This window comes from uncultured Cetobacterium sp., assembly GCF_945952365.1.
In the GTDB taxonomy this organism is placed as follows: domain Bacteria; phylum Fusobacteriota; class Fusobacteriia; order Fusobacteriales; family Fusobacteriaceae; genus Cetobacterium_A.
In genome coordinates this window covers 18,950-39,950 of sequence record NZ_CAMFHX010000022.1, presented here as the reverse complement: position 1 = coordinate 39,950, position 21,001 = coordinate 18,950, and the positions used below count along the sequence as shown (strand labels likewise).

Sequence of the window (21,001 nt, the reverse complement as noted above, 5' to 3'; positions counted from 1 at the left end):
ATGGAGGAAAAAATACAATGCATTTATTATTAACAGAAGGAATGGGTTGGATAGAGGTTGTAACAGGAAGTATGTTCTCAGGAAAAAGTGAAGAGCTAATTAGAAGAATGAGAAGATCAAAGTATGCAAACCAAAAAATGGTAGTTTTTAAGCACGCAAGTGATGATAGATATGATGACACAAAAGTGGCTTCACATAGCCAAGTTTTTATAGAAGCTGTTCCAGCTTCAACAGTAGCAGAGATGAGAGAGATAATAGAAACTCAATATAAAGATGTAAGGGTTGTTGGAATAGACGAGGTTCAATTCTTCGGAGAAGAAGTAGCAGAGTTTTGTGAAGAGTTAGCAGATTCAGGAAAAAGAGTTGTTGTTGCAGGATTGGATCAAGATTTTAGAGGAGAACCTTTTAAGCCAATGGATAGATTGATGGCAAAAGCTGAATATGTAGATAAGTTCAATGCGATATGTGCTTGCTGTGGAAACCCAGCATCTAGAACACAAAGGCTTGTAAATGGAGAGCCTGCTTATGAGGATGATCCGATTGTACTAGTTGGAGCAAGTGAAAGTTATGAAGCTAGATGCAGAAGATGTCATATAGTTAGAAAAAGAGGAGAATAATGGATTTTAGAGGAGTTGAAAAAACTGATAAATGGGGATATATATTTACAGTTTTTTATAATGGAGAGAGATTTCACTCTTTTGATGAGATGGCAGGAAAAATAACTGTAAAAGGTGAGTTTAGAAGAGTAATGAATGAGTTAGGATTTACTTGGGCTAAAGGTATTCAACAAGGTGGAAGAACAGATGCGAAAGTATCAGCTGAAAGAAATATGCTTTATGTGAGCAGTAACTTTGAGGGAGACTTGAAAGATATTATTTTTAAATTTAATGAGAAGATGAAAGAATCTATCTTTATAAGAAAGGTTCAAAAAACTTTTCCAAATCTTTCGTTTCCTGAATATGTAGATAAAAGAGAGTATCTTTATAGATATCCTAAGAAAAGAATAAAAAGATCTTTAGAAGAGATTCAAAAAACTTTAGAAGAGATCAGTGGAACTTATGATGTAAGTAGATTTACAGATAAGAAAGGTTTAGAGCTAAAAGAGCATGAAAGAAGCGTAGTTGTAACTTTTGAAAAAAATGTTCTTAGATTTATAGGAAACTCTTTTATGCCTAAACAAGTTAGAAATATGTCAGGATATATTTTAACAGGAGAGGTTGAAACTTTTCCAGGTAAATATCTAACTTTGGAGAATGTATATTTAAAAGATGAGTTGTTAGATAAAATGATTTTACCTATCCCTGATATGATTGTTTCAGGTGTTGAAAAAATAGAGAGAACAGCAGATGAAAAAATTTATATATTCTATGTTCAAAAAGATAAAAAAGGTGAAGTGATTGGAAAAAATGCTTCAAATATTAAAGCTTTAAGAAAAGAGTTTGGGAATATAATTATAAGGGAGATTTAAATGATTTCTAGATTAAAACAAGCTTTTAGATGTTTGTTTTTAAAGTTTGATAAAAAAAATGAAGATGAAGTAAAAAAAATACTTTCAAAAGATGAGTTTAAAATTTTTAACGAGATGAGTGATTATGATAGATTGCACTCTTTTCTGATTTATAAAGCTGTTCAAAAAAATGAGATTTTAAAGAAAGAGATTAGATATTTAAAGTTAGCTTTACTACATGATTGTGGAAAAGGTAATGTCACTTTTTATAGAAGAGTTAAAAAAGTTTTGGTAGGTGATGAAATGTTAGAGAGACATCCACAAAATGCTTATCAAAAATTAAAAGATATAGATTTAGAGTTAGCAAGATTATGTAGAGATCACCATAAAAGAAATGTTGAAGATAAAATGAGAATCTTCCAACAAATAGATGATGAATAAGAGGAGAAAGATGAGAGTAGATATAAGTAAATATTTAATGTCAGTAGAGAAACCAGCTCAATACTTAGGAAACGAGATAAATAGTTTTCATAAAGATTTAGATACGATAAAGGCAAGAATGTGTTTATTCTTCCCAGACATCTATGAAGTGGGAATGTCAAATTTAGGAATTAAACTTTTATATTCAATTATGAATAAAGTTGATAACTTCTATTTAGAGAGAGGATTTGCTCCTATGGAAGATATGGAAACTTTAATGAGAGAGAATAATATTCCAATGTTTTCATTAGAAACAAAAACAGAGTTAAAAGATTTTGATGTTGTAGGATTCTCGCTTTCTTATGAGATGTGTTATCCAAATGTTTTAAATGCTTTAAATTTATCAGGAATTCCATTGCATGCAGACCAAAGAGGAGAGGAGCACCCTCTTATAATGGCTGGTGGAACTTGTATGATGAACCCAACTACAATGGAAAAGTTCTTAGATTTCTTCGTTATTGGTGACGGAGAGGAAACAATGACTAAATTAGCTCAAACTTTAGTAGCTTTAGCAGGAAAAAGTAAAGCTGAAAAGTTAGATGCTATAAAAGATTTTGAAGGAGTATATATTCCAAAATTACATAAAGGTGTAAAAAGAATAAAAAGAGCGATATTACAAGATTTAGATAACACACCATCATACTCAGAACAACTGGTTCCATACATTCAAATTGTTCATGACAGAGCCTCTGTTGAGATTCAAAGAGGATGCACAAGAGGATGTAGATTCTGTCAGGCAGGTTATGTATATAGACCAGTTAGAGAGAGAAGTTTAGAGAAAAATATAGAGCTTATTGATGATATGTTATACAATACAGGATATTCTGAAATTTCACTGTCATCATTAAGTAGTAGTGATTACACTGCAATAACTCCATTGATAGATGGATTACAAAAGAAATATGAGAATAAAAACTTAGCGATCTCTTTACCATCTTTAAGAATGAATACTCACTCTGTAGATGTAGCTGTAAATATAAGTGGAGGTAAAAGACCAGGATTTACATTTGCACCTGAAGCTGGAAGCCAAAAGATGAGAGATGTAATCAATAAAGGAGTAACAGAGGAGGAGATATTAGAAACAGCAGAAGCTGCAGTAAAAGCTGGTTGGGATAATTTAAAGTTCTACTTCATGATAGGATTACCATTTGAAACTGATGAAGATGTAATGGGTATATATGAGTTAGTAAAAAAAGTAACTTACAAATGTAGAATGATAAGAAGAAGAGTAAACATAACTGCAAGTGTATCAAACTTTGTACCAAAACCTCATACGCCTTACCAATGGCAAGAGCAGATGAGTGTAGAGGAAACAGAGAGAAAGCAAGCTATGTTAAGAGATGCCTTTAGAGGAATGAAAGGATCAACTCTTAGAATGCATCCACCTAAAAAGTCATACTTAGAAGGGTTCTTATCTAGAGGAGATGAAAGAACTGCTGATCTAATAGAAAAAGCTTATGAAATCGGAGCTAAGTTAGATGATTACAAAGATAACTACTCAATTTGGAAAGAAGCTATGGAAGAGTTAAATATAACTGACAAAGATTACTTAGGAGAGAGAGACTTAGATGCAACTCTACCTTGGGATATCGTTGATGTTGGTGTAAGTAAAGAGTTCTTCGTAAGAGAGTTAAAGAACAGTGAGAAACAAGCTTTAACAGTAGATTGTAGAGAGCAGTGTTCTGGTTGTGGAATGAAAAAATATATAAAAGAGTGTGGATCATTAACTTTAGATAAAAAATAGGAGAGCTCATGATAAAAATAGGTAATGATTGGGATGAGATTTTAAAATCTGAATTTGAGAAAGAATATTTTTTAAAGATGAAAGAATATTTAAAACAAGAGTATTCAGAGAAAACTATTTATCCACCAAAAAATGAGATATTTACAGCGTTTAAACTGACATCTTATAAGGATGTGAAAGTTGTTATATTAGGGCAAGATCCTTATCATGGATTTGGTCAAGCTCATGGATTAGCATTTTCTGTAAAAAAAGATATAAAGATTCCACCTTCATTGAGAAATATGTATAAGGAGATTTCGGCAGAAGAAGAGGGAGATACATTCAATCATGGATGCTTAGAATCTTGGGCCGAGCAGGGAGTATTTCTATTAAATACAGCTTTGACAGTGAGAGAAAGCGATGCGAACTCTCATAGTAAAATAGGATGGTCAGTATTTACAGATGCAGTAATAAAAAAGATAAATGAAAAAGATGAAACAGTAGTTTTTGTTCTTTGGGGAAATAATGCCAAAGCAAAGAAAAAATATATAACTAATGAAAAACACATAGTTTTAGAAGGGGTTCATCCTAGTCCGCTTTCAGCAAGTAGAGGATTTTTTGGATGCAATCACTTTAAAGATATAAATAAAATATTAGAAAAACTATATGGTACAAAAATAGATTGGAATATATATTAATTTTATAGAGACCTCTATTGACAACAGTTAGTTTAATGAGGTAATATTATAGAAAAATCTTACGGGAGGGTTTAATGAAAAAGTTATTTGTGTTATTAACAGTATTAGGAGCAGTTACATTTGCAGCAGAGCATAGAGATGGTACTTATAGAGGGGTTTACATATCAGGACAAGAAACACAAGTGGAGATTCAATTCGATTTAAAAGATGATAAAGTTGAAAATCCAAGATATAGAACTTTATTCTATAAAGGTGAAGATTTTTTAAAGAATAAAGCTTTAGAAAAAAATAAAGGGCAATACGAAGCATTATTCCCAGCAATTGTAGGGAAAAATGTAAATGAGGCTATGGAAACTCTTTATGCACCAGCGGATATTGAAAATGCAGGAGCAACAGTAAGAGCAACTAAAGTAAGATCAGCAATAAAACATGGATTAAATACAGGCGTTTATACACCTGCTAAATAATATTTGAAACAGAGGAGAGATCCTCTGTTTTTGTTTAATCTAAGGTGTTGTTTTTATTTTAAAAGTGTTATAATAAACCCAATAATATGAGTGAGGGATGAGATGGAAAAATTATTTAAAGGATTAGAATATAAAATTTTAAAATCAGGTACTAAAAATATATACTCAGGAGATTTAGAATACGATTCTAGAAAAATAAAACCCGGGGATATATTTGTAGCTTTAAAAGGAACTTTGGTAGATGGTCATAAATACATAGCTAAAGCTTTAGAAAATGGAGCTGTTGCAGTTATCGTTTCTGAAGATGTGGAGCTAAAAGGCGATGTAACTTATTTTTTAGTAGATGATTTAAGAAACAGATTAGGAAAGATTGCTTCTAATTTCTATGAAAGTCCTGAGAAAAAATTAAAGATAGTTGGAGTCACAGGAACAAATGGAAAAACAACAACAACTTATTTGATAGAGCAAATTTTAGGAGAGGAATCTGTTGCAAGAATTGGGACGGTAGAGTATAAAATTGGAGATGAGATTATAGAAGCTCCAAATACAACTCCAGAATCTTTGGATATCATAAAGATGAGTAAAAAAGCTGTAGATAAGGGATTGAAGTATCTTGTTATGGAGGTTAGTTCTCATGGACTGACAAGTGGAAGAGTGGATATGTTAGACTTTGATGTAGCTGTATTCACAAATTTAACTCCAGAGCATTTAGATTATCATAAAGATATGGACGATTACTTTGCAGCTAAAAAAATACTTTTTGATAAGTTAAAAAATAAAGAGAATGGTGTTATAAATATTGATGATTCTTATGGAGAAAAAATTGCTAAAGAGTATGGTGGAATTACTTACTCTTTAAATAAAGATGCAGATTTAGATTCAAAAACAATAAAAGAGATGAAGCCAACATTGCTTGGAAAATTTAATATGTATAACATATTAGCTGCTATAGGAGTTGGACAGATTTTAGAGATAGATTTAAACCTAATAAAAGAGAGAGTTAGAAATATAAAAGGAGCTCCTGGAAGATTTGAAGCGGTTTCAGTTGGACAAGATTTTAGAGTTATTGTTGATTATGCTCATACAGGAGATGCTTTAGAAAATATACTTCAAGGAGTAAAAGATTTAGGAGAAGCAGGAAAGGTAATCACTGTTTTTGGATGTGGAGGAGACAGAGATAAAACTAAAAGACCTGTTATGGCAGAGGTAGCAGAAAGATACAGTCAACTTGTAATAGTGACATCAGATAATCCAAGAACAGAAAAAGCAGAGGATATAATAGAGGATGTTATAAAAGGATTTAAAAATAAAAATTATATTATAGAAATTGATAGAAAAGAAGCTATAAAAAAAGCGGTTTTAAAAGCTGAAAAAGATGATATAATACTGATAGCTGGAAAAGGGCATGAAACTTATCAAATTTTAGGAAATACAAAGATACACTTTGATGATAGAGAGATTGCAATAGAGGCTATAAAAGAATTAAAAGAGGTGAAATAATTGAAAATAGTTCAAGAAGTAAAAAAAGTTAAGATAGCAGATAAATTTGAAATTGGTGGAGATAATAGATTTACATTAATAGCAGGACCTTGTGTAATAGAGTCTGAAGAGTTAGTGATGGAAGTTGCTGAAAAAGTAAAAGATATCTGTGATAGATTAGGAATAAACTACATATTCAAGGCATCTTTTGATAAAGCTAATAGATCGTCAATCCATTCATATAGAGGACCTGGAATTGAAAAAGGTTTAGAGATTTTAAAAAAAGTAAAAGAGAGATTTAATGTACCTGTAGTAACAGATGTTCATGAAGTGTGGCATTGTAAAGAGGTTGCAAAAGTTGTAGATATAATACAAATACCTGCATTTTTATGTAGACAAACAGATTTACTGATTGCAGCAGCCGAAACAGGATTACCTGTAAATATAAAAAAAGGACAATTCTTAGCCCCTTGGGATATGAAAAATGTTGTTGTTAAAATGGAAGAGATGAACAATCCAAACATTATGTTATGTGAAAGAGGTTCAACTTTTGGATATAACAACATGGTTGTAGATATGAGAGGATTTGCAGAGATGAGAAAGTTTGGATACCCTGTTGTATTTGATGTGACTCATGCTGTACAAAAGCCTGGAGGATTAGGAACAGCTACATCTGGTGATAGAGAGTTTGTATTCCCTCTTATGAGAGCTGGACTTGCAATAGGAATAGATGCAATATTTGCTGAAGTTCATCCAGATCCAACAAATGCAAAATCAGATGGACCAAATATGTTATTCTTATCTGATTTAGAAGAGATATTAAAAGTAGCAGTTAAAATAGATGATTTAGTAAAAGGTAGATAGTTATGGATATGAAAAAAATAGCCCAAGACCTTTTCGACAAAGAGATATGTGAATTAGAAAAAGTAAAAAATAAAATTTCTGATTCTTTAGAGACGGTTGTAAATCTTATTCTTAACTCAAAAGGAAAAGTTGTAATAACAGGAATTGGAAAGTCAGGAATAATTGGTAAAAAGATAGCGGCAACTTTAGCTTCGACAGGAACTTTAGCTGTATTTATGAATTCAGCAGAGGGGCTACACGGAGATTTAGGAATGGTAAATAAAGATGATGTAGTTATAGCTATATCAAATAGTGGAAATAGTGATGAGGTAATCTCGATACTTCCATCTATCAAAAAAATAGGAGCAACATTGATTGCTATGACAGCAAATCCAAACTCACGACTTGGAAAAGAAGCCACAGCAGTTTTGGATATAGGAGTAGAACAAGAGGGATGTCCTTTAAACTTAGCTCCGATGTCTTCAGCTACAAGCACATTAGTTATGGGAGATGCACTAGCAACAGTTTTAATAAAAGCTAGAAACTTCAAGCCAGAAAATTTTGCTGTGTATCATCCAGGTGGAAGTTTAGGAAGAAGACTTTTAATGAAGGTAAAAGATGTTATGCATAAAGATTTACCTTTAGCAGAACTGAACAGTGATATGGATACAGTTATAATGACTATGACTAAGAAAAGATTAGGAGTAGTTTGTATAGCAGAAAACGATAGTTTAGTAGGGATAATAACAGAGGGAGATATCAGAAGAGCCTTAAAGATGAGAGATAAGTTCTTTGAAATGAAAGCTGAAGATATTATGACTAGAAACTATACATTTGCAACAGAGGATATAATGGCTTTAGATGCGTTAGAACTTATGGAAAATAGAGAGAGTCAAATCTCTGTATTACCAGTTTTAGCAGATAGCAAAGTTGTTGGAGTTGTAAGAATCCATGATTTGTTAAATGTAGTTGGAAAATAGTTGACAAAAAAAGTAAAGTTTAATATAATTAAAACGTAATATAAAGGAAAATAGGAGGCTTAACAAATGGTAACTAAAGATATGAATATTTTAGAAGCAGTACAAAAATTCCCAGTGATTTCAATGGTATTTAAAAAGCATGGATTAGGATGCGTAGGATGTATGGTAGCAGCTGGAGAAACTTTAGGAGAAGGAATCTCTGCTCACGGATTAGACGCGGATACTCTAGTTGAAGAGATGAACGCTTTAATAAAAGAATCAGAAGCAAAATAATTATATTTGAAAGGACTCTAATTAAAAGAGTCCTTTTTTAATTTCTTGATAACCCTTAGAAAATTTGATATAATATATTTCAGAAAAAATTTATATACGAGGGAAAAGGGTATGGAATCTAATTTAGAAAAAAAGGAACAATCATTATTTTTTGCTTTGACTTGTGATGAAGTAGGAACTTATGTGTCTTTAGTAGACAATAATGGTGAAGTAGTAGAGGATACTACAGACTTTGAAATCAATGATGACAACGATTTAAGTATTATTGATTTAATTAAAGAGATAAAAGAGGATAGCTTTTTCTCTGGGTGGGATAATGAAAAAAATGAACTATATATCGATGAAAATATAGAGATTTTAGATTATCTTAAAAATAGTACAAAGGTAGTTACAGGGGATATGAGACCAATAAACTGGTTTCTAAGTGGGAATAAAATAGTATTAAAAATTAATTTTGTTGAAGAAGATAGTGAGCTTTGTGAAGGAAAGCTACTTTTAAATGGTGAAAAAGAGTTTACGATAGTTTCAGATAATTATGTTTTAAGTGAAGATTCGATGTATAGAGTTGATATCCCAAAGGATACAATCCATATATTAAAAGAGATGGAATCTAAGTTTAGCAGAGCAGAGTTAGAAAAATATTTAAGTTTAGCTTTTTCTTTTGGAAGTGGAGTAGAGATAGAGTGTCTAGACTATGAAGTGGTTTCTGAGGGAAATATGAAACCAGTTCAAGAGCTTATAATTGAAAAGATATCTCAGGATAACAGCCTATATTTAAAAATAGGAGCATCAATCTCAACTATTGACTATGAGTTTTTAAAAGCTCATACTTTAGAAAATGCATTAGTAATTAAAGATGAAATAAAAAAAGTGGAAATAACAAAAGTAGAATCAGCATATTTGGATGAAACAGTAGAAGAGATTGTAAAAACAATCCATAAACATCAGAAAAATTTAAAAATAAAATCAAGTTTTTACGTGGATGAAAACTTTATAATATTACAAGAGAAGTTAGCAAGAGAGTTTGTAACTCAAGAGTTACTTCAATTAGCAGGAAAATATAAAGTTGTAGGAACAGATAACTTAAAGAAATACAGTGTAAAAGCTGTAAAACCTAAAGTTGTAGGAAACTTCAAACATGGGATAGATTTCTTAGAGGGAGATGTACATTTAGAAATCGAAGGAGAGAAATTCTCGATAGTTGATGTTTTAAACAGCTTTAAAAAAGATTCATATATAGTTTTAAGTGATGGAACAAATGCACTTATAAATAGAAAGTATATGGAAAAATTAGAAAGAGTCTTTAAAGATAATGGAAAATCAAATGTAAAAATTTCATTCTTTGATCTACCAATTATAGATGATTTAATTGAAGATAAGGTTTTAGCAAATGAGATAAAGAAAACAAAGAGTTTCTACAGAGGTATAAATCAGATAGAGAATTATAATGCTGATATGCCTGCAATAAATGCAACATTGAGAGAGTACCAAGAGTATGGCTACAAATGGTTAAGATATCTTATGGATAATAATCTAGGTGGATGTCTAGCAGATGATATGGGACTTGGAAAAACTCTTCAAGCTATTACATTAATTACTAGTTTACATACGGTATCAGGAAGAAAGTCTCTAATAATAATGCCAAAAAGTTTGATATACAACTGGGAGAGTGAAATAAAAAAGTTCAGTCCGACATTAAAGTGTGGAATATATTATGGAAACTTTAGAGATAAAACGATATTTAATGAAGTGGATACAATAATAACTACTTATGGAACTGTGAGAAATGATATTGAGTATTTAAAAGAGATGAAGTTTGATTTAATCGTTTTAGATGAATCTCAAAATATAAAAAATGTGAATGCACAGACGACAAAAGCAGTTATGTTATTAGATGCAAAATATAGATTAGCTTTAAGTGGAACTCCGATAGAGAACAACTTAGGAGAGTTATATTCGCTATTTAGATTCTTAAATCCATCAATGTTTGGAACTCTTGATGAATTTAATTATCATTACGCAAATCCAATTCAAAAAGAAAATGATAAAGAAGCAATTGAAGAGTTGAAGAAAAAAATATATCCATTTATTCTTAGAAGAGTAAAAAAAGAGGTTTTAAAAGACTTACCAGATAAGATAGAGAAAACTCTATTTATAGGAATGAATCCAGAGCAAAAGAGATTGTACGAGGAGAGAAGAGCTTATTATTATGGAATGATAAATAGCCAGATAAAAACTCAAGGACTAGGAAAAACTCAGTTCTATATCCTTCAAGCTTTAAATGAGCTAAGACAGTTGACAAGTTGCCCAGAGATGAAAAATCCAAATATACTTTCAAGTAAAAGAGAGGTACTTATAAATAATGTTCAAGATGCAGTTGAAAATGGACATAAAGTGTTAATCTTTACAAATTATATAAAAAGTATAGAGAGTATAACAGCAGATTTAAGAAAAAGAGGTATTAAATACCTAGAGATGACAGGAGCTACAAAAGATAGACAAGGTCTAGTAAACCTATTCCAAAAAGATAAAAAATATAAAGTGTTTGTAATGACATTGAAAACTGGTGGAGTGGGGCTTAACTTAACTGCAGCAGATACAATCTTTATATATGATCCTTGGTGGAATAAAACTGTTGAAAATCAAGCTGTTGATAGAGCTTATAGACTAGGACAAGATAGAACTGTATTCTCTTATAAGTTGATATTGAAAGATACAATAGAGGAGAAAATATTAAAATTACAAGAGAGTAAGAGTCAATTGTTAGATAATTTAATATCTGATGAGGGAGCGACTTTAAAAACTTTAACTGAAAAAGACATAGAGTTTATTCTTGGAGAATAGGAGATGGTATGGGAATAAGTAGAGATAGATTTAGAAAAGCTTTAAATGAAAGCTATTCAAAAGAAGTACTTTTTAAAATATTTAAAAAATATTTTTTAGATTGGATTGCAGAAGGATACATAGGAAGTAATCTTGGGTTATTTGAAATATCTCTGATATCAGAGTCTACAAACAAGCAAACGTTTTTAGAACTGATGGAGCAGATGTATTCAAAAGAGGAGATTTTTAAGGGAATATACTTATCACTTCCAAAAGAGGTTCAAGAGGTTTTTGAAAGTGTTGCTTGGAAAGGAAAGTTTAAGATAAAAAATAGAGATGTTTATCTTAAAGACGAAGAGGGGTATAATATAAAATCAGAGTTAAAAGATGATTTTCTATTCTTTACAAAAGTTGGAGACACTAAAAAAGGTGAATATCTAGTTTTAAATAACGATATTGTAAGAGTTATGAGAAGATTCATGACTAAACCAAAAGAGTATTTTATTTATAAATTAAATAGCTGTCAAACAGAGTTTAAAGAAAACAATGAGGAGAAAATCCAAGAAAATCTTAGAAAATACTATTCATTCTTTAAAGATGGTAAGATGCAACTTTCTAGTAGTGGAAAGTTATTGAAAGAATCTAAGAACAATATGAAAAAATATTGTAATATTCATGAGTATTATGAAGGTATAAAAGATTTAGAGTTTTTAAAAACGGAGACAATGGGATTATTTTTATTCCTGTTTAAAGATGAATATCTGAATGATGATTTTATAAGATCGAGTAATCTTAAATCTATTGTTAATGGTTTTTTAGATGGAAGTGCTATCAAAAGTGAAGATAATACTTACATAAGCCTTTATTTAAATTATTTAAAAGGAATAAAGAACGTAGGAAAATCAAATGATGAGATAAAAAGAGGTTTAGCTACAATAAAAATGATTTTATCAGAGTTTCCTGATGATGGATATGTTTCAATCGATAATATTATAAAGAGTATTCTTTATAGAGATGAATTTATAGAGATTATAGATGTAGAATCAGCTTTTGCAACTCTTTATATAAATGAAGCAAACTACGAAAGAACAAAAATTGTGGGATATGATAAATATCTAGCATATGTAGTTGAACCATTTATAAAGTCAGTATTCTTTATTTTAGCTTCATTAGGAGTATTAGAAATTTGTTATGAGAAACCATCTTCAGCAAATTCACTTTATTTAAAAAATGGATATTTAAGTAAGTATGATGGAATAAAATATGTGAAATTTACAGAGTTAGGAAGATATATTTTTGATAGAGTAGCTACTTATGATTTTAAAGTTTTACAAGATGAAGGACAGGTAGTTTTAGATGAGGATAGACTAATTGTTACTGTTTTAGGTGAAAGTCCATTAAGAATGATGACATTAGAAAAAATAGCAAATAAAATAGCTCCAAATAAATTTAAAATAACAGAGGAAACATTGACAAAAGGTTTGGAGAATTTAAATGAAGTACAAAGTAAGATTCAAGAGTTTAAAGAGAAGATTACAAATGACTTACCAACAAATTGGAATAGATTCTTTGGAGAGGTTATGGAAAAAACAGAACTAATTACACATGTACCAGAATATAAAGTATTAAAATTAAAAAATGATAAAGAACTATTATCTGCAATTACAAAGGATAAAAGATTTAAAAGTTTAATTTTAAAAGGTGAAGACTTACATATAATGGTAAAAAAAGAAAATTTAGATAAGGTTTCAGGTTTATTTAAAGAGTATGGGTACTTTGTAAATCTGTAATTTGAAAGACAGGGTAGAACAGTTGTTCTACTCTATTTTTTTTAAAAACAACTGCAAAGAGTTAAAAAAGTATGATAGAATTAGAATATAATAGCTCTAGGAGGTAAATTTATGAAAAATACCTATTTTTATGAAGTTGAAAAGATTTATGAAAGTATAAAAGAGAGAATAGAAAATAGATTAAAAGATTATAGAAGTGTTTGGAGAGAGGGAAATAATAAAGATGTATATTGTGAACTAGCTTTTTGTATATTGACACCTCAATCAAAAGCTAAAAACGCTTGGAAAGCGATAAGTGAACTAAGAGATTCTACAACTCTTTTTACAGGTACAGAGGAAGAGATTTTACCATATTTAAATATTGTACGTTTTAATAAAACTAAAGCTAAAAACTTATATCTTTTAAGACAGCAGATGACGAATGAAAAAGGTGAGTTTATAACAAAAGATTTTTTCTCTAGTTTTACTTCGGTATTTGAAATGAGAGAGTGGATAGTAAAAAATATAAGAGGGATGTCTTATAAAGAAGCGAGTCACTTTTTAAGAAACGTAGGATTTGGAGAAGAGTTAGCAATTTTAGACAGACATATTTTGAAAAATTTAGTAAAATTAGAGGTTATAGAGGCACTACCCAAAACATTGTCACCAAAACTTTATAAAGAGATAGAGGGAAAGTTAAGAGATTATTGTAAAGAGGTGGATATACCTATGGAAAATATGGATTTGTTACTTTGGTATTTAGAAGCTAAGGATATATTTAAGTAATACCTAGTTAAAGATTTATTGATAAAACTTACATTATTATGATATAATTTTTAACATATTTAAGTCATAATTTGTTAAATTTTGGAGGAGAAAAATTGAAGAATGCAGCAATTGTAACTTACGGTTGTCAAATGAATGTCAACGAAAGCGCAAAAATAAAAAAGATATTACAAAATATGGGATATAATATAACAGAAGACGTTTCAGAAGCCGATGCAGTATTTTTAAATACATGTACAGTTAGAGAGGGAGCAGCGACTCAAATCTATGGAAAATTAGGTGAATTAAAGGTTGTAAGAGAAAAAAGAGGAACAATTATTGGAATTACAGGTTGTTTCGCACAAGAGCAAGGAGAGGAGTTAGCTAAGAAGTTTCCAATAATTGATATAGTTATGGGAAATCAAAATATAGGGAAAATTCCAGCAGCTCTTGAGAAAATAGAATCTGGAGATTTCAAACATGTTATCTACACTGGAGAAGAGGACGAGTTACCTCCAAGAATAGATGCAGAATTTGATTCTAAGAAAACAGCTTCAATTCCAATTACTTATGGATGTAATAATTTCTGTACTTATTGTATAGTTCCATACGTAAGAGGAAGAGAGAGATCTGTACCTATGGATCAAATTTTAGATGAGATTAAAGTATTTGTAGAAAAAGGTTATAAAGAGATAATGTTATTAGGGCAAAATGTAAACTCTTATGGAAATGATTTTAAAACAGGAGAAAATTTTGCAAAGTTATTAGAAGAGATTTGTAAAATAGAGGGAGAGTTTTTAGTAAGATTTGTGTCACCACATCCAAAAGATTTCGGAGATGACGTAATTGATGTTATCGCTAAAAATGAAAAAATTGCAAGATGTCTACACCTTCCACTTCAAGCAGGGTCATCAAAAATTTTAAAACTAATGAATAGAAAATATACAAAAGAACAGTATCTAGAGTTAGCAGAAAAGCTAAAAACTAAAATACCAGGAGTTGCCTTAACAGCAGATATTATAGTAGGATTCCCTCATGAAACAGAAGAGGATTTCTTAGATACACTAGATGTTGTTTCTAAAGTGAAATTTGATGCAGCATTTATGTTTATGTATTCGCCAAGAGAGGGAACTGCTGCTGCAACAATGGATGGTCAAATAGATGCAGAGGTAAAGAAAGAAAGATTAAAGAGATTGATAGATTTACAAAATGCAACTTCTAAAGAAACAAGTGCTCCTTACGAAGGTAAAATTGAAAGAGTTTTGGTGGATGGACCAAGTAAGAAAAATGAAAAAGTATTAAGTGGAAGAACATCTACAAACAAAGTTGTTATCTTTGATGGAGATAAAGAGTTAGAGGGAACGTTTATCAATGTAAAAATAAATGAGTGTAAGACATGGTCTTTATACGGAGAAATAGTAAAATAGTAACCTTGGAGGTATAATGGAGAAGTTAGAGAATTTTTTACTAAAAGAGTTACAAGAGATGGCAAGGCAGATGGAAATCGATTATTCGAGTAGAACGAAAAAAGCCGAGATTGTAGATCTTATAACTGAAGCTATAGCAGCTAAAGATGGAATGCATTTAGCTTGGGGAAACCTTGAAGTTATGGCAGATGGGTATGGATTTTTAAGAAATACAAATGTTGAAAAAGATGTATATGTATCAGCATCTCAAATAAGAAAATTTAAATTGAGAACAGAGGATTTTGTTGTAGGAGAGGTTAGAGAAGCTGTTCAAGGAGAGAATAACTACGGTCTTAGAAAAGTGTTGTTAATTAATAATGGAACTCTTCAAGAAGCTGTAGCAAGAGTACCTTTTGATGAGTTGACACCAGCTTATCCAACAGAGTTATTAAAGTTAGAAACAGATTCTAAAAACATCTCTGGAAGAATAATAGATTTAATAGCACCAATAGGAAAAGGGCAAAGAGGACTTATAGTTGCTCCGCCAAAAGCTGGAAAGACAGTTTTAATCAGTAATATAGCTAATTCAATTATTGAAAATAATAAAGATATTGAAGTGTGGATATTATTAATTGATGAAAGACCAGAAGAGGTTACAGATATAAAAGAAACTGTAAAAGGTGCTCAAGTTTATGCCTCAACGTTTGATGATGATCCTAGAAACCATATAAAAGTAACAGAATCATTACTTGAAAGAGCAAAAAGAAAAATTGAGAATGGAGAAAATATAGTAATACTTATGGACTCTTTAACAAGATTAGCGAGAGCATATAATATTGTTATTCCATCAAGTGGAAAGTTAATTTCTGGAGGAATAGACCCAACAGCATTGTACTATCCTAAAAAATTCTTTGGTTCAGCAAGAAATATTAGAAATGGTGGTAGTTTAACAATTTTAGCGACAGCTTTAGTTGATACTGGAAGTAAAATGGATGATGTTATATATGAAGAGTTTAAAGGAACAGGAAATTTAGATATACATTTAGATAGAAATATTGCAGAGCTTAGAATTTATCCATCGATAGATATTCAAAGGTCAGGAACAAGAAAAGAGGAGTTACTGATTGAAAAGAAAAAATTAGAATCGATTTGGGAGATAAGAAGATATTTGACATCTCTTGATAAAGCAACAGCAACTAAGAAGTTGATAGACACTATTTCATCTACGGAGAGTAATGATAAGCTTATAGAGATGTATGCGAAATCTTTTGCAAGGGGGAAATAGTGAAGGAAATACTAAAAATATTTGCTATAATAATAGCAGCATTTATAGCTATGTTAATACTAGTTTTTAAACCGTATAAATCAGAAGTTGTAGATTTGAAAAAGTTCACAGAATATTACTCAGATACTACAACTGTTGAAGATGGTGGAGGTTTTGAGTTAGTAGGTAGCAACTTTTTTACAATAGAAAAGGAATACAAGATTGGAGTTGAAGAGGAGTTCGAAGGAGTTCCTTTAGAAGAAGTGGATTTGAAAAAAGCTTATGAAATTCCAAAACTAGAAAATTATGTAGTAGCTAATGGAGATACTTTAGGAACGATAGCAGATAAAAATGGTATGTCTTTAGAAGTTTTGAAGGCTAACAACCCAGGGATTTCAAATAGCTTAAAAGTAGGACAGAAGATAAATATAGTTAAAGTAAATGGTGTTTTTTATAAAGTAAAAAGAGGAGACTCTCTTTTTAAAATAGCTTTAGCTTATAAAGTTGATGTTGACGATTTAAGAAAGTATAATAACTTAAAAAGTGATAATATTAGAGTTGGAGAGGAACTTTTTATAAATAATCCGAGTGAAGAAAGTTTAAAAAGACTTACTCAAAGCGGAGGAGTAAAAGCAACTTCAACTCAAAGAAACTTCACAATGCCAGTAAAATGGGCTGGAGTTACAAGTCCTTTTGGAAGAAGATTCCATCCAGTGTTAAAAAGATATATACAACATGCTGGAATAGATATGAGAGCAAGATATGTTCCTTTGATGGCTTCAAGAGAGGGAACGGTAGTCTTTGCAGGATATATGACTGGATATGGTAAGGTTATAAAAATTAATCATGGTAGTGGTTATGAAACAAGGTCAGCTCACTTAGAGAAGATGTATGTAAAGGTTGGAGATAAGGTTAAGTCTGGACAAGTTATTGGTCAAACAGGAATGACGGGAAGAGTTACTGGACCACATCTGCATTTTGAAATTAGAAAAAATGGAAAAGCTAATAATCCGATGAATTATTTAGTTAGATAGCCCTAGATTGAACTAGGGCTTTTTTTAGATTTATATGAGGTGAAAAAATGAGAGAATCTAAAGTTGTAAAAATTGGTAACTTATTAATAGGAGGGGGAAATGAAGTTGTAATTCAATCAATGACAAATACTCCAACTCACGATGTAGATAAGACTGTTACACAGATAAAAAAACTACAAGAAGAGGGATGTCAATTAGTAAGAGTTACAGTAAATACAGAAGCAGCAGCAACCGCAATAAAAGGTATAAAGGAAAAAATAGACATTCCATTAGTAGCAGATATACATTTTGATTATAGACTAGCACTTTTAGCTATTGAAAATGGAATTGATAAATTGAGAATAAATCCAGGAAATATTGGAGACGATGAAAAAGTAAAAGTGGTTGTTCAGAAAGCCAAAGAGAAAAATATTCCAATAAGAATAGGAGTTAATTCAGGGTCGTTAGAAAAAAGTATTTTAGAAAAATATGGAAAACCAACATCAGAAGGGATGGTGGAGAGTGCTCTTTACCATATGAGACTTTTAGAAAAATTTAATTTTGATGATATCATTATATCTTTAAAATCAAGTAATGTAAAAATGATGGTTGAAGCCTATAGAAAGTTGTCTAAATTATGTAATTATCCTTTACATTTAGGGGTTACAGAAGCTGGAACAGCATTTCAAGGAACGGTAAAATCAGCTATTGGAATAGGTTCTTTATTAGTGGATGGAATAGGAGATACAATCAGAGTTTCTTTAACAGAGGATCCTGTAGAGGAGATAAAAGTTGCTAAAGAGATTTTAAAAGTTTTAGGACTGAGAGAGGCTGGAGTAGAGATTATATCTTGTCCAACTTGTGGTAGAACAGAGATAGATTTAATAGGGTTAGCTCATCAAGTTGAAGAGGAGTTTCAAAAGGTTGATAAAAAAATAAAAATAGCTGTGATGGGTTGTGTTGTAAATGGACCTGGAGAAGCCAAAGAGGCCGATTATGGAGTAGCTGGTGGAAAAGGTGTGGGTGTCCTTTTCAAAAAAGGGCAGATAGTGAAAAAAGTTGATGAAAAAGATATTCTTCATGAGTTGAAAAAAATGATTGAGGAGGATTTTAATTAAAACTTTTTTAAGCTAATTATAGTCTAAAAGTATAAAGCTAAAATAATGAGGTATTTAAATGGATTTTGATCAATTATATAATGAGTATTTTGATAGAATATACTATAAAATACTATCAACAGTAAAAAATGCCGAAGATGCCGAAGACATAGCACAAGAAGTTTTCATTAGTGTTTATAAAAATCTTAAAGGATTTAGAGAAGAGAGTAATATATATACTTGGATTTATAGGATAGCTATAAATAAAACTTACGATTTCTTTAGAAAGAAAAAAATTAATCTTGAGCTAAACGATGAGATTTTAAGTGTTGAAAGCAATGAAGACTTTAATATTCCAATTCTCTTAGAGGAGAAATTAAAAGAGCTACCTTTCGAGGAGAGAGAGATAGTACTTTTAAAAGATATATATGGCTATAAGCTGAGGGAGATTGCAGATATGAAAGATATGAATATATCTACAGTAAAAACAATATATTATAAGGCAATTAAAGATATGGGAGGTGTAATATAAATGGTATCTCCAAAAGAGAGAGTAAGAGCTAATATTTATAAAACATTGTTAGAGGAGGAGAAAAAAAAGAAGAAGAAAATGTCTGTTTTCTCTGTATCTCTTTTCGTTGTAGGAGTTTTCACAGGAACTTCATACAATGGAATAATCAGTAAAAATACAGCTCCTACTGAGAGTTTAGTGGCTTTTGAATCAGGAGAGCTACAAAGAAAAGTTTCAGATAGAAAAGAGATTGGTTTTACAATAGATGATCTATTTCAAGCAGATGAAATAAGAATAAATAAGAGAGATTTCAACAGTGAAAATCTTTTCGTGACAGATCTACAAATTTAGTGGAGGATTTTATGAAGAAAATAGTAATGGGACTACTGATACTTGTGGCTAGTGTATCAGCCTATGCAACATCAGGAATAGGGATAGTAAAAGATGATGATTTTAAAGCTGTAGGGGTTAGTCAAGATAACATAGAAAGAGTTAAAATTATAATTGAAAGAGCAAGTATTCAATATAAATTAAAAACATTGGACAAAAAAGCTTTAGAGATTGAAATTAACAAATATATACTAGATGGAACAGAAAAAAATCTTGAAAAATTAAATGAGTTAGTAGAAAAAGTAGGTTTATTAGATGCTGAAATAATAAAAGATAGATTGAAATATCAGATTGAAGTTCAAAAGCATATAAGCACAGATCAATATTTAAAAGCTAGAGAGTTATCATTAAAAAGAATAGCTGGATCAGCAGAAAAGCAATAGAAAAAAATCTTCTTCCATATATAATATAAGGAAGGAGATTTTTTATTTTATTTTTAAAGTAAGTATGGTATAATTTATAAGTTAAAGTATAGTTATAAAAAGGAGTGAAGATAGTGTTTACTAAATTAGAAGAAGTTATAGTAAGATTTGATGAGTTAACAGAAGCTTTAGGTTCTCCAGAAGTTTTAAGCAATCCTAAAAAAATGATGGAGTGTAACAAGGCATTAAATGATATAACACCTATTGTTGAGAAGTACAAAGAGTACAAAAGATATCAAGAAGATTTAGAGTTTATAAAGGATAATATCAGAGGAGAAAAAGACCCTGATATGAAAGAGATGATGCAAGAGGAATTAAAAGAGATAGAAGAAATAATTCCAAACATCGAACAAGAGATGAAGGTTTTATTATTACCAAAAGACCCTAACGATGATAGAAACGTTATTATAGAGATAAGAGGAGGAGCTGGAGGAGACGAGGCTGCTCTATTCGCTGGAAACTTATTCAGAATGTATACTAGATATGCAGAAAGAAAAAAGTGGAAGATAGAAATAATCGAAAAGCAAGAGATTGGTGTAGGAGGAATAAAGGAAGCTGTATTCTCTATTACTGGTCAAGGTGCTTACTCAAGATTAAAGTTTGAATCTGGAGTTCATAGAGTACAAAGAGTTCCTGAAACTGAGTCGTCAGGAAGAATTCATACTTCAACTGCAACAGTAGCAGTTTTACCAGAAGTTGACGAAGTACAAGGAGTAAAAATCAATACATCTGATCTGAAAATTGATACATTTAGAGCCTCTGGAGCGGGAGGTCAGCACGTTAACATGACTGACTCTGCTGTTAGAATAACTCACTTACCATCAGGAGTTATTGTTCAATGTCAAGATGAGAGATCACAGTTAAAAAATAGAGAGAAAGCTATGAAACATCTGGCTTCAAAATTATACGAGATGGAGTTAGAGAAGCAAAGATCAGCTGTTGAAAGCGAAAGAAGACTTCAAGTTGGATCAGGAGATAGATCTGAAAAAATCAGAACTTACAACTACCCACAAGGAAGAATAACTGATCACAGAATTAAATTCACTGCTCATCAATTAGAAGCTTTCTTAGATGGAGATATCGATCACATGATAGATGCTTTAACTACGTTTGCTCAAGCAGAAATGCTTTCAAGTTCAGCGGAGTAATTT

21 protein-coding genes are annotated in these 21,001 nt (G+C 30.8%); all 21 read left to right on the top strand.

Features of this window, described 5'->3' with window-relative positions; all coding sequences use genetic code 11:
• Nucleotides 1–17: 17 nt before the first annotated feature.
• The 21 genes from Q0O83_RS08600 to prfA all read left to right on the top strand — a co-directional run bounded on the left by Q0O83_RS08600 (nucleotide 18) and on the right by prfA (nucleotide 20,998).
• Nucleotides 18–617 (top strand): thymidine kinase, encoded by a 600-nt coding sequence (locus Q0O83_RS08600; protein ID WP_294096216.1) that lies wholly within the window; start codon nucleotides 18–20, stop codon nucleotides 615–617.
• Nucleotides 617–1,468: a KH domain-containing protein gene (locus Q0O83_RS08595; protein ID WP_294096214.1), complete on the top strand. Its 852-nt coding sequence runs from the start codon at nucleotides 617–619 to the stop codon at nucleotides 1,466–1,468. The genes Q0O83_RS08600 and Q0O83_RS08595 overlap by 1 nt, the downstream gene beginning before the upstream one ends.
• Nucleotides 1,469–1,888: an HD domain-containing protein gene (locus Q0O83_RS08590; RefSeq protein ID WP_294096213.1), complete on the top strand. Its 420-nt coding sequence runs from the start codon at nucleotides 1,469–1,471 to the stop codon at nucleotides 1,886–1,888.
• 10 nt (nucleotides 1,889–1,898) lie between these two features.
• Nucleotides 1,899–3,671, top strand: a complete 1,773-nt coding sequence (locus tag Q0O83_RS08585; RefSeq protein ID WP_294096212.1) for a TIGR03960 family B12-binding radical SAM protein — start codon at nucleotides 1,899–1,901, stop codon at nucleotides 3,669–3,671.
• 8 nt (nucleotides 3,672–3,679) lie between these two features.
• The gene (ung, locus tag Q0O83_RS08580) at nucleotides 3,680–4,348 is read left to right on the top strand and encodes a uracil-DNA glycosylase (RefSeq protein ID WP_294096211.1); all 669 of its coding nucleotides are present in this window, start codon (nucleotides 3,680–3,682) and stop codon (nucleotides 4,346–4,348) included.
• Between the two features lie 74 nt (nucleotides 4,349–4,422).
• Nucleotides 4,423–4,815 carry a hypothetical protein gene (locus Q0O83_RS08575; protein ID WP_294096210.1) on the top strand — a complete coding sequence of 131 codons (393 nt, stop codon included), beginning with the start codon at nucleotides 4,423–4,425 and terminating at the stop codon, nucleotides 4,813–4,815.
• A gap of 102 nt (nucleotides 4,816–4,917) precedes the next feature.
• Complete coding sequence (locus Q0O83_RS08570; protein ID WP_294096208.1) at nucleotides 4,918–6,315, top strand: UDP-N-acetylmuramoyl-L-alanyl-D-glutamate--2,6-diaminopimelate ligase; 1,398 nt, start codon at nucleotides 4,918–4,920, stop codon at nucleotides 6,313–6,315.
• Nucleotides 6,316–7,158 carry a 3-deoxy-8-phosphooctulonate synthase gene (gene kdsA, locus Q0O83_RS08565; protein WP_366515959.1) on the top strand — a complete coding sequence of 281 codons (843 nt, stop codon included), beginning with the start codon at nucleotides 6,316–6,318 and terminating at the stop codon, nucleotides 7,156–7,158. It begins immediately after the preceding gene.
• Between the two features lie 2 nt (nucleotides 7,159–7,160).
• A complete protein-coding gene (locus tag Q0O83_RS08560; RefSeq protein WP_294096206.1) occupies nucleotides 7,161–8,117 on the top strand; it encodes a KpsF/GutQ family sugar-phosphate isomerase in 957 nt (318 codons plus the stop codon).
• A 66-nt stretch (nucleotides 8,118–8,183) separates the two neighbouring features.
• Nucleotides 8,184–8,390: a DUF1858 domain-containing protein gene (locus Q0O83_RS08555; protein WP_294096204.1), complete on the top strand. Its 207-nt coding sequence runs from the start codon at nucleotides 8,184–8,186 to the stop codon at nucleotides 8,388–8,390.
• 111 nt (nucleotides 8,391–8,501) lie between these two features.
• Nucleotides 8,502–11,234 (top strand): SNF2-related protein, encoded by a 2,733-nt coding sequence (locus tag Q0O83_RS08550; RefSeq protein WP_294096202.1) that lies wholly within the window; start codon nucleotides 8,502–8,504, stop codon nucleotides 11,232–11,234.
• 8 nt (nucleotides 11,235–11,242) lie between these two features.
• Nucleotides 11,243–13,003 carry a hypothetical protein gene (locus Q0O83_RS08545; RefSeq protein ID WP_294096200.1) on the top strand — a complete coding sequence of 587 codons (1,761 nt, stop codon included), beginning with the start codon at nucleotides 11,243–11,245 and terminating at the stop codon, nucleotides 13,001–13,003.
• Between the two features lie 111 nt (nucleotides 13,004–13,114).
• Nucleotides 13,115–13,768 (top strand): N-glycosylase/DNA lyase, encoded by a 654-nt coding sequence (locus Q0O83_RS08540; protein ID WP_294096199.1) that lies wholly within the window; start codon nucleotides 13,115–13,117, stop codon nucleotides 13,766–13,768.
• 95 nt (nucleotides 13,769–13,863) lie between these two features.
• Entirely contained in the window at nucleotides 13,864–15,174 is a 1,311-nt protein-coding gene (gene miaB / locus Q0O83_RS08535; RefSeq protein WP_294096197.1) for a tRNA (N6-isopentenyl adenosine(37)-C2)-methylthiotransferase MiaB, read from the top strand.
• Nucleotides 15,175–15,190: 16 nt separating this feature from the next.
• Complete coding sequence (rho, locus tag Q0O83_RS08530) at nucleotides 15,191–16,438, top strand: transcription termination factor Rho (protein WP_294096196.1); 1,248 nt, start codon at nucleotides 15,191–15,193, stop codon at nucleotides 16,436–16,438.
• The gene (locus Q0O83_RS08525; RefSeq protein WP_294096193.1) at nucleotides 16,438–17,451 is read left to right on the top strand and encodes a M23 family metallopeptidase; all 1,014 of its coding nucleotides are present in this window, start codon (nucleotides 16,438–16,440) and stop codon (nucleotides 17,449–17,451) included. The genes rho and Q0O83_RS08525 overlap by 1 nt, the downstream gene beginning before the upstream one ends.
• A gap of 47 nt (nucleotides 17,452–17,498) precedes the next feature.
• The gene (gene ispG, locus Q0O83_RS08520) at nucleotides 17,499–18,548 is read left to right on the top strand and encodes a flavodoxin-dependent (E)-4-hydroxy-3-methylbut-2-enyl-diphosphate synthase (protein ID WP_294096191.1); all 1,050 of its coding nucleotides are present in this window, start codon (nucleotides 17,499–17,501) and stop codon (nucleotides 18,546–18,548) included.
• Between the two features lie 58 nt (nucleotides 18,549–18,606).
• Nucleotides 18,607–19,059 (top strand): RNA polymerase sigma factor, encoded by a 453-nt coding sequence (locus tag Q0O83_RS08515; protein ID WP_294096189.1) that lies wholly within the window; start codon nucleotides 18,607–18,609, stop codon nucleotides 19,057–19,059.
• Nucleotides 19,060–19,389, top strand: a complete 330-nt coding sequence (locus Q0O83_RS08510) for a hypothetical protein (protein ID WP_294096187.1) — start codon at nucleotides 19,060–19,062, stop codon at nucleotides 19,387–19,389. It begins immediately after the preceding gene.
• An 11-nt stretch (nucleotides 19,390–19,400) separates the two neighbouring features.
• Nucleotides 19,401–19,811, top strand: coding sequence for a hypothetical protein (locus Q0O83_RS08505; protein ID WP_294096185.1), 411 nt, complete (start codon nucleotides 19,401–19,403; stop codon nucleotides 19,809–19,811).
• A 113-nt stretch (nucleotides 19,812–19,924) separates the two neighbouring features.
• Nucleotides 19,925–20,998, top strand: a complete 1,074-nt coding sequence (gene prfA / locus Q0O83_RS08500) for a peptide chain release factor 1 (protein WP_294096184.1) — start codon at nucleotides 19,925–19,927, stop codon at nucleotides 20,996–20,998.
• The last annotated feature ends 3 nt before the right edge of the window (nucleotides 20,999–21,001 follow it).

Excerpts from the sequence above, each read along its gene's own strand:
- Q0O83_RS08600 (WP_294096216.1), top strand. The coding sequence starts at position 18 with ATGCATTTATTATTAACAGAAGGAATGGGTTGGATAGAGGTTGTAACA.
- Q0O83_RS08595 (WP_294096214.1), top strand. The coding sequence starts at position 617 with ATGGATTTTAGAGGAGTTGAAAAAACTGATAAATGGGGATATATATTT.
- Q0O83_RS08590 (WP_294096213.1), top strand. The coding sequence starts at position 1,469 with ATGATTTCTAGATTAAAACAAGCTTTTAGATGTTTGTTTTTAAAGTTT.
- Q0O83_RS08585 (WP_294096212.1), top strand. The coding sequence starts at position 1,899 with ATGAGAGTAGATATAAGTAAATATTTAATGTCAGTAGAGAAACCAGCT.
- ung (WP_294096211.1), top strand. The coding sequence starts at position 3,680 with ATGATAAAAATAGGTAATGATTGGGATGAGATTTTAAAATCTGAATTT.
- Q0O83_RS08575 (WP_294096210.1), top strand. The coding sequence starts at position 4,423 with ATGAAAAAGTTATTTGTGTTATTAACAGTATTAGGAGCAGTTACATTT.
- Q0O83_RS08570 (WP_294096208.1), top strand. The coding sequence starts at position 4,918 with ATGGAAAAATTATTTAAAGGATTAGAATATAAAATTTTAAAATCAGGT.
- Q0O83_RS08560 (WP_294096206.1), top strand. The coding sequence starts at position 7,161 with ATGGATATGAAAAAAATAGCCCAAGACCTTTTCGACAAAGAGATATGT.
- Q0O83_RS08555 (WP_294096204.1), top strand. The coding sequence starts at position 8,184 with ATGGTAACTAAAGATATGAATATTTTAGAAGCAGTACAAAAATTCCCA.
- Q0O83_RS08550 (WP_294096202.1), top strand. The coding sequence starts at position 8,502 with ATGGAATCTAATTTAGAAAAAAAGGAACAATCATTATTTTTTGCTTTG.
- Q0O83_RS08545 (WP_294096200.1), top strand. The coding sequence starts at position 11,243 with ATGGGAATAAGTAGAGATAGATTTAGAAAAGCTTTAAATGAAAGCTAT.
- Q0O83_RS08540 (WP_294096199.1), top strand. The coding sequence starts at position 13,115 with ATGAAAAATACCTATTTTTATGAAGTTGAAAAGATTTATGAAAGTATA.
- rho (WP_294096196.1), top strand. The coding sequence starts at position 15,191 with ATGGAGAAGTTAGAGAATTTTTTACTAAAAGAGTTACAAGAGATGGCA.
- ispG (WP_294096191.1), top strand. The coding sequence starts at position 17,499 with ATGAGAGAATCTAAAGTTGTAAAAATTGGTAACTTATTAATAGGAGGG.
- Q0O83_RS08515 (WP_294096189.1), top strand. The coding sequence starts at position 18,607 with ATGGATTTTGATCAATTATATAATGAGTATTTTGATAGAATATACTAT.
- Q0O83_RS08510 (WP_294096187.1), top strand. The coding sequence starts at position 19,060 with ATGGTATCTCCAAAAGAGAGAGTAAGAGCTAATATTTATAAAACATTG.
- Q0O83_RS08505 (WP_294096185.1), top strand. The coding sequence starts at position 19,401 with ATGAAGAAAATAGTAATGGGACTACTGATACTTGTGGCTAGTGTATCA.